Source organism: Brenneria goodwinii (assembly GCF_002291445.1).
GTDB classification, from domain to species: Bacteria; Pseudomonadota; Gammaproteobacteria; order Enterobacterales; family Enterobacteriaceae; genus Brenneria; species Brenneria goodwinii.
In genome coordinates this window covers 1,590,679-1,605,920 of sequence record NZ_CP014137.1, presented here as the reverse complement: position 1 = coordinate 1,605,920, position 15,242 = coordinate 1,590,679, and the positions used below count along the sequence as shown (strand labels likewise).

Here is a 15,242-nt window from a genome sequence, read left to right as displayed (position 1 = left end):
AGAACATCAGGCGTATCGTATACGGCGTATGTCTACGACGGACCCAGCCGGCCCGCCATTTTGTTTTTCTTTATTATTGGTTCTTTTTTAGATGAAAACGCATGGAATTAACGGCATCAAACCGTTCAGCGCGCTTATTAATGCGTGCTGGCGCGAAAAATACACATTACAACGTTTTACCCAAGATATTATTGCCGGCATCACGGTTGGTATTATCGCTATCCCTCTAGCCATGGCGCTGGCAATAGCCAGCGGGGTTCCTCCACAATACGGATTGTACACTGCGGCAATCGCCGGGATCGTTATTGCGGTCAGCGGCGGCTCCCGTTTTAGCGTCTCCGGTCCAACGGCTGCTTTTGTTGTTATTTTATATCCGGTCTCCCAACAATACGGCCTTTCAGGCTTACTGGTCGCCAGCCTGCTTTCCGGCATATTCCTGTTGCTGATGGGGATCTGTCGCTTTGGGCGGTTGATTGAATATATTCCGCTCTCGGTTACGCTGGGCTTTACTTCCGGGATTGCCATCACCATCGGGACGATGCAAATCAAGGATTTCTTCGGTCTGCATATGGACGTGATCCCCGAGCACTATGTAGGCAAAGTCGCCGCGCTGGTTCAATCGATGCCAACGTTACATATTGGCGATACGCTGATTGGCATCGTCACTCTGGCGGTGCTGATTGGCTGGCCTAAGCTGGGCATTCGTTTGCCGGGACATCTGCCTGCGTTACTGGCGGGTGTCGCAGTGATGGGGGTTTTGTCGCTGTTCGGCATTAATGTCGCCACGATTGGTTCTCGTTTCAGCTACCTGTTGGCCGATGGCACTCAGGGGCAAGGTATTCCGCCGATTTTGCCTCAGCTTGTTTTGCCCTGGAATGTGACGACGCCGGGCGGCCAGTCCATGACCCTCAGTTGGCAAAGCATTTCCGCTCTGCTGCCGGTCGCGTTTTCGATGGCGGTACTGGGTGCGATTGAGTCATTATTGTGCGCCGTGGTGCTGGATGGCATGACGGGTAAGAAACACAACTCAAATGCCGAACTGATAGGTCAAGGCTTTGGTAATATCATCGGCCCGTTCTTTGGCGGTATTACCGCCACCGCCGCCATCGCCCGTTCGGCGGCCAACGTCCGTGCCGGAGCGACATCGCCGGTTTCAGCCATCGTTCACTCCCTGCTGGTACTGCTGGCGCTGCTGGTTCTTGCGCCCTGGCTGTCTTATCTGCCGCTGGCGGCAATGGCGTCATTGCTGTTAATGGTTGCCTGGAATATGAGTGAAGCGCATAAGGTCATCGATCTGCTGCGCCACGCGCCGAAAGACGACATCATCGTAATGCTGTTGTGTATGTCGCTGACCGTGCTGTTTGATATGGTCGTGGCCATCACTATCGGGATTGTGCTGGCGTCGCTGTTGTTTATGCGCCGTATCGCGCGGATGACTAGACTGAGCGAATTGCCGGGAACCCAGTTGCCGCATCAACTGGTGCTACGCGTCAACGGACCGCTGTTCTTTGCCGCCGCCGAACGTATTTTCAATGAATTGCTGGAGCGCAGCGAGGATTACCAGACAATCATTCTGCAGTGGGACGCCGTTCCGGTGCTGGATGCCGGTGGGTTAAACGCCCTGCTCCGCTTCAGCGACGTGCTACCGGAAGGGAAACAGCTGATTATCACCGATATTCCATTCCAACCGCTGAAAACGCTGGCGCGCGCGAATGTACACCCGATTGAAGGCCGCCTCAGTTTTTATGGCACCTTAGCGCAGGCGTTAGAGGCCACCGAGGAAACCAAGTCATTAAACGCGCCGGTATAGGCTGCGACAAGCGCTTTTCTCAGCCGTTATCCCGCTAGGGAAACATCGGCTTGAGGCACCAAAGGCATTCCGGCGACAGCAGGAGTGCCTTTTTAGTTGCCGCCGGCATGCGTTGCCGATTTATTTCATAAACGATCCCGGCTCGGCGACGATCTGCACAGACAGACGTTCATCCTGCTGAGTTAGCGCCAGCGCGTCATGACACTCTTCATCAATTACGCCCAGTTGCTCATTGGTCAGCGAGTAAGGCAACAGAATATCAAATGCCCGCAAGCCTTGCTGCCGCGCCAATTCGATCAGCCTTATAATGTTCGTTTCATCGCTTACCTGAGTGGAGAGAACCTGCAGGGCCAGCATTTTCAGGCGCTCTTTGCCGGACACTTTCTGCCAGGACAACGGTATTTTGATCACCATGCCGAAAATCGGCCAGACGCCATAAATGGCGTCAATAAAACGCCAGCGCTTCTTACACAATGCTGCCAGATAATCTGTATAGTCGATGCATATTTTTTCACTGAAATATGCAGGTTCAGGGTGATACTTCGCCATCCCCTTTCTCCTCTTCGTCGGTGGGTTCACCGCCAGTTTTTCGACGAAACCTTACGTTTATCCGGGTATATTGGCACGGTTTACTGTGATTTTACCAGTCAGCCTCGCGTATTGAGGGTGGCAACTTTTTCTTCCGCGCCCACAGTGATTACCGGCGGCGCAAGGCGAATCGGGCTGGCGTTGCCCCGCTCATTTCTGGCGAAAAATGCTCCGGTTATCGGCAGCAGACGCCCCCGCTTATCCCGAACTGGCGCAATGAGAAGGCAGGTTAACACCCGTTTACGCTTCATGCCTGGAGCTTGCTTTAGCATCAGACTATGCTACCTGAAGCGATTTTCAGATAGCACGGATACCATGTATAAAATTGTTTTTATCGAAGATGATGCAGAAGTCGGTAAGCTGATTGCCGCTTATCTTGGCAAACACGATATTAATGTTCAGGTAGAACCGCGAGGCGATCGGGCGCTGGAATTTATTGAACGGCAGCGGCCTGCTCTGGTACTGCTCGATATCATGCTGCCGGGTAAAGACGGCATGACCCTCTGCCGGGAGCTGCGCCCCCAATATAGCGGCCCAATTGTCTTGCTGACCTCGCTGGATAGCGACATGAATCATATTTTGGCCCTGGAGATGGGCGCCGATGATTATATTCTGAAAACCACGCCGCCCGCGGTGCTACTCGCTCGTCTGCGCCTGCATTTTCGCCAGTACGCCAATGCGCCGCAGGCCGGAATAGAGCAAGTCTCCGCCCCTTTGCAGGTTCATAAGCCCCTGCACTTCGGTTTGCTGTGCATCGACCCTGTTAACCGTGAGGTCACGCTGGGTGAGGAAAACATCGCGTTATCAACCGCTGACTTTGATTTGCTCTGGCAACTGGCTACGCACGCGGGCAATATCATGGATCGCGATGCGCTGCTGAAAAACCTGCGCGGAGTAAGCTACGATGGCATGGACCGCAGCATTGATGTCGCCATCTCCCGCTTACGCAAAAAATTGTACGACAATCCGACGGAACCCTTTCGTATCAAAACCGTGCGTAACAAAGGCTATCTGTTTGCTCCCAACACCTGGGAATACGTTGAGCCATGAGAAAATTGTTCATCCAATTTTTTTTGTTGCTGTTCGCCTGCTTTGTGGTCATGACGCTGTTGGTGGGGCTGGTTTATAAAGTCACCGCGGAGCGCGCCGGACGTCAGTCCATGGATGACCTAATGAAAAGTTCGCTCTATTTGATCCGTAACGAACTGCGCACCATTCCCCCGCGAGATTGGCACAAAACGATCAGCCAGCTTGATTTAAATCTGTCGTTTCAACTGCAAATCGAACCGCTGAATAAATACGCATTAAGCCCGAAAACGCAGCAGCGGCTGAATCAGGGCGAAATTGTCGCGCTCGACAACGAATATACGTTTATCCAGCGTATTCCCCGCAGCCACTATGTGTTGGCGGTCGGCCCCATTCCCTATCTGTTTTTTCTGCATGAGATGCGCCGTCTGGATCTGTTATTGGTCCTGCTCATTGGTCTGTCGCTGGCGCTGCCGGTGTTTCTGTGGATGCGCCCCCACTGGAAGGCGATGCTGCAGTTGGAAAGCGCGGCACTGCGTTTGGGTGACGGACACCTTGAAGAACGCACCCACTTTGACAATACTTCCAGCCTGTTTCGCCTCGGTATCGCCTTTAATCTGATGGCGGATAACCTCAATCAGTTGATCGCCAGTAAAAAACAACTTATTGATAATATCGCCCACGAATTACGCACGCCGCTGGTGCGTTTGCGTTATCGGCTCGCCATCAGTGAGAATCTGACGGATGAAGAGCAGCAGGCGCTAAACCGGGATATCGGCCAGCTTGAATCATTGATTGACGAATTGCTTACCTACGCCAGGCTGGACAGGCCGCAGGTCTCGTTGCACCTGACTGACCTCGATCTTGCCGCCTGGCTACGAAACAAAGTCGATGACTTCCGGCTTGTCCATTCGGATAAAAACATCACGCTGGATATCCTGAACCCGGCGGATTTCGGCCTTTTCGATCAACGTTTGATGGAGCGCGTGCTGAATAACCTGGTGAACAACGGACTACGTTTCTGCCGCAGCCGATTGCATATCAGCCTGCTGATGGACAATAACAATACGGCCAGTTTATACGTTGAGGATGATGGCCCTGGTATCGCGCCGGATCAGCGTGAACATATCTTTGAACCCTTTATCCGTCTGGAGGCGGGCATCGAAAACAGCAGCGGCGGATGCGGACTCGGGCTGGCGATTGTCCACGCCATTGCCCGCGCGCACGAAGGGACGATCGCCGTGGATAACAGTTCGCTTGGCGGAGCCAGATTCTGTTTTTCCTGGCCGATAAAACGCGCCGTCACGCCACAGGCGGCGCTAGCGCATAAATAAGGTCAGACGGGCGGGCAATCGGTATCGCCCTTGCCAAGTTCCGGTTGCCAAAGAACCTGAACCTGCCGTGGGTCGGCGCCATCCAATAAACGCCGCATCATGGCGGCAATCTGTTTACCCACGTTAGTGCGCGTATTCTGAATAATCGGCGTTACCGCGACGTCGATCAGGTTGTCATCCGGCAGACCGTCGTACACGATCAGGGATACCCCCTGCTTACCCAGCCGCCCGGCCTGTTGCAATGCGCTGGCTGCCCCTTCGCCCAGCATATTGCAGTCGGTAATAATGGCCGTCGGCGGCTCATCAAGCGCCAGGAGACGCTGAGTGGCATGATAGCCGCCGGGGCGGTTGGGTTCGGCTTTCTGTATGTACTCCGCAGGCTGCGGCAGCAAACAACTGGCCAAGGTGTCGACGTAACCCTGCAGCCGTTGTTCCACATAGGAGATCTGCCCGTCAGTGCTCAAAAAAGCGATGCGCCGATGCCCCAGTTCGGCCAGTCGTTTTACGGCGATAGCGGAACCGGCATAATTATCGAAATCGAACCAGGCATAAGGCTGGGATAAATGGCTGCGGCCTAAAGCCAGAAAAGGAAAATTCTGTGTCTGCAGGTACTTCAGACGATGATCATCCGGCTGGGTATGCGCGACTAACAACGCATCCACCCGCCGGCTTTCCACCAGTCGGGTCAGTGAGTGATGCGTGTTGTTGGGGTCGTCGGGAATAAGCAGCAAATCGATACCGAACTTCGCTAGTTCGATACTGATCCAACCGATCATCTCCAGAAATGTTGAATTATTCAGCACGCGCGGCCGCGATGGATATGCAAGGGCGACCGCATCGGTTTTCCCCATTTTCAGACGCCGGGCCATCGAATTGGGCTGATAGCCTAACCGCCTGGCGGCTTCCAAAATCCGCTCGCGCGTGGCGGCCGCAACATCATCATAGCCATTCAGCGCGCGACTGACCGTCGTAGAGGAAAGCCCCAGTTCATTAGCAATCTTTTTTAATGACATACTCAACCTGGCATCTGATGTTTAAGGGAAAAAAAAACCATTTGATTTACCATTTAATATAAATTAACTCAATAACTTAACGAGAGCTGGATCAAAGTTTTCTCTATTACGGCGGCAATACGAACATTTCGCCGTCCCCCACGTTCGGTTGAATATGACTTTAGCATTTTATTCGTCGCTCTTCCCTTCACACCAGATGGCGCAGCAGATGAATTTTTTAAGCCCATCACAGATCCGAAACGTTTAGATTCAAAATCTAAACGTTTCGGATGTATGTTTAATGCAGAACGTTACCGATTGGCCGCGCAGATAGACGAGCAAACCGCAACCACGGAGAGCGCTCTGAAACGATGAAAGAAGCAGCACTCTTACCTTTGTACTATCTGCGACATCATGAGGTGTTTATGAACGAAGTAAGCGAAGAGAAATCCTACCTGGGAAACCGTAATTTCTGGTTGTTCGGGCTCTTTTTCTTCTTCTATTTTTTTATCATGGCCTCTTACTACCCATTCTTCCCGATATGGCTGCATGATATTAACAATTTAAGTAAAACCGACACCGGCATTGTATTCGGCTGCATTTCGTTGTTTGCTCTGGCTTTCCAACCGATCATGGGGCCATTGTCAGACAAGCTCGGCTTAAGAAAAAACCTGATGTGGATTATCGTCGGGTTATTAATTATGTTCGCGCCATTCTTTATTTACGTTTTCAGCCCGCTGTTAAAATTCAATATTTTTATTGGCGCGTTGGTTGGCGGCTGTTATCTGGGTTTTGTGTTTACCGGCGGCTCTCATGCGATCGAAGCCTATATTGAAAAGGTCAGCCGTCACAGTAATTTTGAGTACGGACGCACAAGAATGTTTGGCTGTATTGGCTGGGCGTTGTGCGCCACCATCGTGGGTATGCTCTATACGGTTAATAATGAATTAATATTCTGGATGGCTTCCGGCTGTGCGTTAATACTGGCCATCTTGTTATTTTTAGCCCGCCCCGATCAACAATCCACGGCTTACGTGGTCGATAAACTGGGCGCCAATAAACCGGCGTTTAATCTGAAAAACGCCATTGAATTGCTGAAAAAACCGGCATTATGGTTCTTCATCCTGTATATCGTCGGCGTACCCTGTATTTACGATGTATTCGATCAGCAATTCGCCAACTTTTTCACCTCTTTCTTTGCCACTAAACAGCAGGGTACTGAAATATTTGGCTTTGTTACCACTGGCGGCGAACTATTGAATGCGACAGTCATGTTTTTCGCTCCGGTAATCATTTCCCGCATCGGTAGTAAAAACGCGCTATTGCTCGCCGGCGCCATCATGTCGGTGCGTATTATCGGCTCGGCGTTTGCCACATCGGCCATTGAAGTCGTCATTCTGAAAATATTACATATGTTCGAGGTGCCATTCCTATTGGTAGGCTCTTTTAAATATATTACCCAGGTGTTTGAAGTCCGTTTTTCCGCCACGGTTTACCTCATTGGCTTTTGCTTCAGCAAGCAATTATCGATGATTTTCATGTCCGTCTTTGCCGGCCGCATGTACGATCATATGGGCTTTCAAGATACCTATATGGTTCTGGGCGGTATTGTATTGGCCTTTACCGTTATTTCCGCCTTTACGCTTTCCGGTCACGGCGTTGTCGAAAGTATTCGTTCTTATTTCAAAAGCGATAAGCAAATTGTTCAGACTGCTGACAAACCCCGTTTCTAGGGCGTGCATGGGGATAAGCATGAAGATATTCCCCCTTCATACAATAGTTGGTGAGAAAAGGCGCGTCGTCAGCATTTGACAAATGACTTAGTTTTCTTTGGAGCCGTTATGAATAATATTGTCAGGTTATCCAGCCGTGGTTCAGACGTTATTTTACGCTGTTACCCATACGTAGAAATCATTTATTGGGGTAAGCATCTGCAAAATTATCAACCCGAGATGATAGATGCCTTAAATCGCCCGGTGGCGAATAGCCGTTTGGATGACGATGTCCCTTTAACCATTTGTCCGGAAACCGGCCGCGGGTTATTCAGCGTTCCCGGTATGGAAGGAAACCGTAATGGTAAAGACTGGTCGCCGGTCTTCACCACGCAGCGCCATTCGCTTGACGATAACGGTCTGACGATCGTCAGCGAAGACGCCACCGCCGGTCTGCGGCTGGTCAGTGAATTACAGCTCTGCCCGGACAACAGCGTATTAAAGACCCGCAATACGCTGACCAATTTTCATCCCGGCACCTACCACGTTGACCGTCTGGCCGTGACGCTGCCATTGCCAGAGCGCGCCAATGAAATCATGGCGTTTAATGGCCGCTGGATAAAAGAGTTCCAACGTCACTCGCTCAGGCTGGAACACGGCGGTTATATTCAGGAAAACCGGCGCGGCAGAACCTCTCATGAGTACTTTCCCGGGCTGGTTGCGGGCAGAGCGGGTTTCAGCGAACAGCAGGGTGAAGTGTGGGGCTTACATTTGGCCTGGAGCGGTAATCATCGTTTACGCGCCGACAGTAAAAGCGATGGCCGCCGTCAGGTTCAGGCCGAAGCGCTCTATTTTTCCGGTGAAATTGCGCTTGAAACCAATCAAAGCGTTAGCACGCCTTGGGTCTACGCCACCTACTCCGCCGATGGTCTGAATGGCATGAGTCAGCATTTCCATCGCTATGTCCGCCGGCAGATTATTCCCTCACTGGCCGACAAGCCTCGCCCCGTGCATTTGAATACCTGGGAAGGGATCTATTTTAAGCACGATCCGCACTACATCATCCGCATGGTGGAGAACGCCGCTAAAATCGGCATTGAGCGCTTCATCATTGATGACGGCTGGTTTAAAGGACGCAATAACGATCTCAGTTCTCTGGGCGACTGGTACATTGATGAGCAAAAATATCCGCAAGGGCTGCAGCCGGTGATTGATGCGGTGAGAAATCACGGTATGGAGTTCGGTATCTGGGTCGAACCTGAAATGATCAACCAGGATTCCGATCTGTTTCGCGCGCACCCGGATTGGGTGTTGAGGCTTGAGGGCTATCCGCTGTTGGCTGGCCGTAACCAGATGTTGCTCGACCTGTCAAACCCACAGGTCTATGGCTATCTGCTCGCGCGGCTGAGCTGGTTATTGGGCGAACATCAAATTGACTACGTCAAGTGGGATTTCAACCGCGAGATGGTTCAGCCGGGTCACCTGGGGCATCCTTCGCAGGTACGGCAAACCGAGCAGATGTACCGGTTATTCGACCAACTTAATAACCGTTTCCCCGGCGTGGAATTTGAATCCTGCGCGTCTGGCGGCGGCCGAATCGATTATGAAATTTTGAAACGCTGCCATCGTTTCTGGCCGTCGGACAGTAATGATGCGCTTGACCGTCAACAAATCCAGCGCGGGATGAGTTACTTCTTTCCGCCGGAGGTGATGGGCGCGCATATTGGCGGCACGCCTTGCCACACCACATCCCGGCGCCACAGCATTAATTTCCGCGGTCTGACCGCGCTGTTCGGCCACATGGGCGTTGAACTTGATCCGGTCTCCGAGCCGCAGTCGGAACAGCAGGCTTTTGCCCGCTATATCGCCTTGCATAAGCAACTACGCCCGCTGTTGCACAGCGGTACGCTGCTGCGCGTCGATCATGCGGATAAAAGTACCCTGATCAATGCGGTTATCGCGCAAGACCGGCAGCAGGCGGTGGTGTTGATAAGCCAGCTTGCCCTGCCTGAATATGCCTTGTGCGGCAGTTTGCAGATCCCCGGACTGAAGCCGCAGGCGCAATACCGGCTTGAGGTGTTGGATATGCCCGAGAGCCTGCATCAAGCCAAAAGCAATACCATGAAGAAATATCCGGCCTGGCTCAAGCAGCCGATGACGCTGAGCGGCGACTGGCTTGAAAAAGCCGGGATTGCGTTACCGATCCTCGATCCTGAATCCGCTATCCTGCTGCGGCTCGATGAAGTGAAATAACGACTGAAAATACGCTGGCCGCCGCTGCTATTCGGCGGTCAGCGCAATAGATGTCAGGAACGGTAATAGCGACGATGATTAGATATCCTTATACGCCAAAATCGGGGGGTGTACATTCGGTTACACGCCGAAACCAATCACTTACGGAAGCGCCTGCGTTTTTTCCCTATTCTTGTTTCACCGACCCGGGTTTGGGTCACGAAACGTGAACAAGTAATGAGGAAATGATAATGAACAAAGTATTAGTTATGATCGCGGGTGCGGCTCTGGGTCTGTCTTCTGCAGCATTCGCTGCCAGCACTGCCCCTAGCGTTCCGACTCAGGCCACTGCGACGACGACGTCGTCCGCACCGGCTAAAGTGACTCACAAAAAGCAGGCGAAAAAAGCCAAAACAACCGAACAAAAAGCTCAGGCCACCAAAACCAAAAAACACGTGAAGAAAGCCAAACCAGCCGAGCAAAAAGCGCAAGCTGCGAAAAAAACGGTGAAGAAAGCCAAAACGGCAAAACCGGCGACCACGACTCCGGCCGCGTGATAGATCATTAGCGTCATCTCCGCGATGACAAAAGATGACCTTATCATGGCTTCGATTACGATGAGGTCTCTAATGCCGAAATAGCCGTTTCAGGTAATATTCAACACCGGCTGACCGTAATAAACGGTATTACGGTCGGTTGTGTGTTTATTCACGGGATATCAGATGATGCAGCGTCGTTACTCATTTGAAATCATGTTATCGCTGGTTCTCATCTGCGGGTTGATCACCCTGCTCTTTTTTCTATAGTTCATTAGGTTAAGTTCGCTCTTCACGTAAAAAACTTCTTTCGGCCTAACCGCGTTAACGCCCAAATGCATCTATAGTTATTTGACCCGATTTGTTCCACGACACGCTGACTTTTAACCTAAGGTCTAAGATTACATGCGCATATCAGCCTGGTTGTTATGTTCATTGCCTTTTATCGCCCCTTTGTGTTGGGCTGAAGACGCCACTTCCGATGCAGCGAAACAACAACAAATCTTATTTTTCAATCACGATGACCGGGATCCTGTGCCAGACGCCACGCAATGGCCGTGGCAGGCGATCGGACAGCTTGAAACCGCCAGCGGTAATCTGTGTACGGCGACGCTTATCTCTCCGCATCTGGCGCTCACCGCCGGGCACTGCGTATTGGTGCCGCCTGATGGCAACGCGGATCGGCTCGTCGCGTTGCGTTTTCTCGCCACAGATAATGGCTGGCAGTATGAAACGAAAGATATTGAAACCTTGGTAAATAAGACACTTAGTCAAAAATTGGAAGCCGACGGCGACGGCTGGATTGTTCCCCCGGCCGCCGCATCGTGGGACTACGCGCTGATCCGATTAAAACAGACGCCGCCGGGTATTGAACCGCTGCCGCTATGGCAAGGCGGCCGTCGTGAGTTAATGCGTTCATTAGCGCAAAATAAACAACAGGTTACCCAGGCCGGGTATCCGGAAGATCATCAAAATACCCTTTATCGTCACCAAAACTGCTTGATAACGGGTTGGATACAGCAGACGGTGTTATCGCATCAGTGCGATACGTTACCGGGCGATAGCGGTTCCCCCTTGATGCTGCACACGGCATCAGGATGGATAATCGTCGGCATTCAAAGCTCCGCGCCGGCGGCCAGCGATCGTGACGTTGCGGATAATCAGGCGGTTTCCGTTATCGCCATCCGCCAGACGCTGGAAACATTAGCAAAAACAGCGGCATCATTAACGCCTTAGCGCTTACCTGATGTAAGCGCCGTCGCTATATTTTACTCACCGAAAAAAAGAAATTTTCACTAATGCACAATTTTCGCTAAATCATTCGCTCGAATACAACCATAATCTATGCATTATTAAAGCCGTACCTGACGGCATCTTATTATTTTTACAAAAAAACAACTTTCATTAACATGCAACTCATTAATGTATAACGGGTTTCATAAGTATTAAATAGTAGTGATCATTATTATCAGCGATGAAATTATCAGGTTTATTTTATTTTCATTGTCATTATGCAAAATTCTCTTTCATTTATTTCCCTCCATGATATCCATATCCACTATGGGTTGTAATAAACTACCCTATTATTATTTATACATGTTACTGTGTAAGAATAGCTTTAATTTTACAATAGCTATTGTCGCAGGATAGGAGGAGCCAGCATGTTAAAAAATTTAAGCCATGATGAAAAAGAACGCATGCAGACTCTGGATACATTACAGGAATTTGATACTTCTCAAGACGATATTCTTAATAAACTCACCACGCTGGCCTGTCAAGTTTTGAAAATGCCGACGTCATTAGTGACATTGAGCGGTTCTCGCAAGCAGCACATCAAGGCTAAAACCAATTTCGCCTTAAATGAAATGGAAAAATTAGGGTCGTTCGATCAATTTGCGGCTCAAACCGGCTGCTTTCTTATCTGTCAGGATGCAATGAAGGATGAAAGGTTTAAAAAAAGCCCTTATGTCTCGGGCGTACCTTACATCCGTTTTTATGCCGGCATTCCCCTCTTTACCGAAGAAGGCTATGCCATCGGCACCCTGTGCGTCATCGATTACGTTCCCCGCACCTTCAGTATGTTCCAGCTGCACACGCTGAAGAATTTAGCGAACATCGCGATGTCGCTGATCAATTACCGCAATGCGATCGGGCTGGTCGATGCGGTGACGCTGCTGCCAAATCGCCAGCAGTTGATCGAAGACATTAATCATATGACGGACATCCACGAAAACTATTTGCTGATCCTCATTGAAGGCATTGACGTTTCATATGCTTACCAAATGAGCCGGGCGCTTGGCATGCCAACGGTAGAGGGGATGTTAAAAGACATTGGCATGTTCCTGCGTCTATCCTTTAACTTCCGTGAAAATGTTTATTGTACGTCCTTGGGGCGTTTTGCTTTGTTGGTCAAATCGGATAGAAAAGAACAGATTTTAACCAAACTTAAGGCGTGCGCCGACAGCATTCAGGAAAGTATCATCAGCCATGTTCCGTTAAAACTGGAGTTATTTGTCGGCTATACGGAATTTAGAATTCCGGTCAGCGATCCGCAACGTATTCTGCGCGAATCAATGAGCGCGCTGTATGACGCCATTGATAAAAATGTCCGTCAGTGCGCCTACCATGAAGGCAGCGATAAAGCTCAGCAACTCGCTTTTACCCTACTCAATGAGCTTTCCGATATATTACACAACGACAAACCCGGACTATATCTGGTTTATCAACCGAAGCTGAACATCAAGACCCGAGAAGTTATCGGTGCGGAAGCGCTCATCCGCTGGCTTCATCCTGACTTAGGCAACGTCCTCCCCGATAGATTTATTCCGTTGGCTGAAGGTACTACGCTAATGCAACCGCTGACGGAATGGGTGATTAAGCAGACCGCGCAACAGATAAAAATATGGCGTCAGGCCGGAATATTATTTCCGGTCTCTATTAATGTCGCCGCCAGTAATTTCGCCGAAGACAAATTCATTTCAAGGCTAATTAATAACCTCGCTGAGCACGGTCTTACTCCTGCCGATATTGAACTGGAATGTTTGGAAACGCAGAAAATAGTGGAAAGTTCCGAGACACTGGCAGCCATCATGGAACTGAAACAGCGCGGTTTTACCATTTCGCTGGATGATTTCGGCGCGGGCTACAGTAATTTAAATTACCTGAAAAAGATCCCGGCATCGATAATAAAATTGGATAAATCCCTGATTCAGGGGATTAAAACCGATCATGATAGCCGCACGGTCGTTGAGTCGATCATCAGCATGCTGCATAAACTTAATTACGATGTTCTCGCCGAAGGCGTGGAAGATGAAGAGACTTTGGACTACCTTGATCGTTTTGGTTGCGATGAGGTTCAGGGTTACTATTTTGCCCGACCGCTAACCCCGGAGGATTTCATTTCGTGGCTGAATAACCACCAAGCCCGGATAACGGCATAAACGCCAAGAGTATTTTCATGACCATTTTTGATGACAAGCAAGACATTGACGACCTGAAACAAGCCATTACCCTGCTGGAAGCGCCGTCAATCGCTATACAACTGGCGAATCAGGTTGGCAAACCCATCGAATGGAGTATGACCAAACTGCCTAACATGGTGAAAAACAAGGTGCAGGACGTTGTGCATGCCGCATTGCATAAATCCGTCGACGCCGCCCTCTATACCATGAACGACGATCCTCAAAGAGCCTCATCGCCCAAGTCACATAAGCTGGCAGCCGCCGCATCCGGTGCGGTCAGCGGCTTTTTTGGCGCGGCAGGATTACTGGTCGAGCTTCCCGTCAGCACCACCATCATGATGCGCTCCGTCGCGGATATTGCCCGTAGTGAAGGTTTCTCACTGGCGGATATCTCCGTCAAAGCCGCCTGTGTCGAGGTTTTCGCGCTCGGGGGCCGCAGTAAAAACGATGATGCCGCCGAATCCGCCTATTATACTTCCCGTGCGATGCTGGCCGACATCACCAAACATGCCACGCGTGAATTAATCGATATCGCCGGCAAGAAAAGCGCAGAAAAAGCGTCGGCAAGGATCTCCACCACGCAGGCGGGAAGAACACTGGCAAAGCTGATCGATGCCGTTGCGACGCGGTTGGGCATTACCATTACTGAAAAAATGGCCGCCCAGATCGTTCCGGTTATCGGCGCGGCTAGCGGTGCGGCCATTAATACGCTGTTCATCAACCATTATCAGCGTATGGCGAAAGGCCATTTCATCATCAAACGTCTGGAGCAGAAATACGGCGAGGGAGAGATCAAGTCGGCCTACATTCAGCTAAAAGATGATATCCGCCCCGCCTGACAGTGAGCTAGCGGGATCGACCGTGACAATGTCACTACTGGCGTTCACTTGAATAAGCAACCTGGCGTATGACCTCAACGCCGGCCTATCAGGCGGTTAATGCACTATCGTCCAGGCAAATAATGACTGGCCTGCCACACCAGGCTGAAGGAGCCTGAATAATCAAAACGACGAGAGTCGGGGCTTCCGCTACTTTCATCGGTTACGCTGGTGGGATTTCTGAGAATTTCCGCCTCGCTTCTGATGCTGTTTAACTCATGCCAGAAATCATCCCGGCTCCGTTCTCTGTTGCTGATGCCCAGTCGTAACTCATTGGCTCTGAGCCTTAACTGATCCGATGCCGGGGTTTTGAGCGTCCTGTCGAGAGCGGTAATATCAACGACCAATCTTGCGCTTTCATGGTATAGCGCATGCCATTGCTGCGCACGACCCGGACGTGCCAGGTTAGATTGATGCTGCTGCTCGGCTCTGGTCGGCGTGTTGCCGGCGGGCGGGCTGTAAGTACGGCTGGTGGAAGATACACATCCCATAATTATCTCCTGTGCTATCAAGAAAAACATTATTCATCACAATGGCAAAGCGAAATTTCTCCCGGTTTTCTTACAGCAAAACAGGGGAATAACGCCTGCGGCTATGCGTCTGAACAACTGTCGTTAATTACGGTATATGTGGAATCAAACGCTATTGGGTTCCCGCGCGTATAGAAACCGGA

The 15,242-nt window shown here is 50.7% G+C and carries 13 protein-coding genes; 9 read left to right on the top strand and 4 right to left on the bottom strand.

Annotated features, from left to right (window positions below; all coding sequences use genetic code 11):
• Positions 1-91 precede the first annotated feature (91 nt).
• Positions 92-1,810, top strand: coding sequence for a C4-dicarboxylic acid transporter DauA (gene dauA / locus ACN28R_RS07210; RefSeq protein WP_048638792.1), 1,719 nt, complete (start codon positions 92-94; stop codon positions 1,808-1,810).
• 120 nt (positions 1,811-1,930) lie between these two features.
• Here dauA and ACN28R_RS07205 read toward each other — a convergent pair whose 3' ends face one another.
• Positions 1,931-2,359 carry a hypothetical protein gene (locus ACN28R_RS07205; protein ID WP_095834034.1) on the bottom strand — a complete coding sequence of 143 codons (429 nt, stop codon included), beginning with the start codon at positions 2,357-2,359 and terminating at the stop codon, positions 1,931-1,933.
• Positions 2,360-2,457: 98 nt separating this feature from the next.
• The gene (locus ACN28R_RS07200; RefSeq protein WP_145957967.1) at positions 2,458-2,670 is read right to left on the bottom strand and encodes a hypothetical protein; all 213 of its coding nucleotides are present in this window, start codon (positions 2,668-2,670) and stop codon (positions 2,458-2,460) included.
• Between the two features lie 43 nt (positions 2,671-2,713).
• Here ACN28R_RS07200 and rstA point away from each other — a divergent pair, with 43 nt between their 5' ends.
• Together rstA and rstB are read left to right on the top strand one after the other, a co-directional pair.
• Entirely contained in the window at positions 2,714-3,448 is a 735-nt protein-coding gene (gene rstA / locus ACN28R_RS07195) for a two-component system response regulator RstA (RefSeq protein ID WP_095834032.1), read from the top strand.
• On the top strand, positions 3,445-4,758 hold the full coding sequence (gene rstB / locus ACN28R_RS07190) for a two-component system sensor histidine kinase RstB (RefSeq protein ID WP_048638788.1): 1,314 nt from the start codon (positions 3,445-3,447) through the stop codon (positions 4,756-4,758). Before rstA ends, rstB begins: the two co-directional genes overlap by 4 nt.
• Before the next feature lie 2 nt (positions 4,759-4,760).
• Here the strand turns inward: rstB and ACN28R_RS07185 are convergent, their stop codons facing one another.
• On the bottom strand, positions 4,761-5,771 hold the full coding sequence (locus ACN28R_RS07185) for a LacI family DNA-binding transcriptional regulator (protein WP_095834031.1): 1,011 nt from the start codon (positions 5,769-5,771) through the stop codon (positions 4,761-4,763).
• Positions 5,772-6,175: 404 nt separating this feature from the next.
• On the opposite strand from ACN28R_RS07185, the gene ACN28R_RS07180 reads away from it, so the two are divergent.
• The 6 genes from ACN28R_RS07180 to ACN28R_RS07155 all read left to right on the top strand — a co-directional run bounded on the left by ACN28R_RS07180 (position 6,176) and on the right by ACN28R_RS07155 (position 14,530).
• Positions 6,176-7,483: an MFS transporter gene (locus ACN28R_RS07180; protein ID WP_095834030.1), complete on the top strand. Its 1,308-nt coding sequence runs from the start codon at positions 6,176-6,178 to the stop codon at positions 7,481-7,483.
• 108 nt (positions 7,484-7,591) lie between these two features.
• Complete coding sequence (locus tag ACN28R_RS07175; RefSeq protein ID WP_095834029.1) at positions 7,592-9,715, top strand: alpha-galactosidase; 2,124 nt, start codon at positions 7,592-7,594, stop codon at positions 9,713-9,715.
• 230 nt (positions 9,716-9,945) lie between these two features.
• A complete protein-coding gene (gene asr, locus ACN28R_RS07170) occupies positions 9,946-10,251 on the top strand; it encodes an acid resistance repetitive basic protein Asr (protein WP_095834028.1) in 306 nt (101 codons plus the stop codon).
• 384 nt (positions 10,252-10,635) lie between these two features.
• A complete protein-coding gene (locus ACN28R_RS07165; protein ID WP_048638783.1) occupies positions 10,636-11,466 on the top strand; it encodes a trypsin-like serine peptidase in 831 nt (276 codons plus the stop codon).
• Between the two features lie 425 nt (positions 11,467-11,891).
• Positions 11,892-13,670 (top strand): sensor domain-containing phosphodiesterase, encoded by a 1,779-nt coding sequence (locus ACN28R_RS07160; protein WP_048638782.1) that lies wholly within the window; start codon positions 11,892-11,894, stop codon positions 13,668-13,670.
• Between the two features lie 17 nt (positions 13,671-13,687).
• Positions 13,688-14,530, top strand: coding sequence for an EcsC family protein (locus tag ACN28R_RS07155; protein ID WP_095834027.1), 843 nt, complete (start codon positions 13,688-13,690; stop codon positions 14,528-14,530).
• 104 nt (positions 14,531-14,634) lie between these two features.
• Here the strand turns inward: ACN28R_RS07155 and ACN28R_RS07150 are convergent, their stop codons facing one another.
• The gene (locus tag ACN28R_RS07150) at positions 14,635-15,060 is read right to left on the bottom strand and encodes a hypothetical protein (RefSeq protein ID WP_095834026.1); all 426 of its coding nucleotides are present in this window, start codon (positions 15,058-15,060) and stop codon (positions 14,635-14,637) included.
• Between the last annotated feature and the right edge of the window lie 182 nt (positions 15,061-15,242).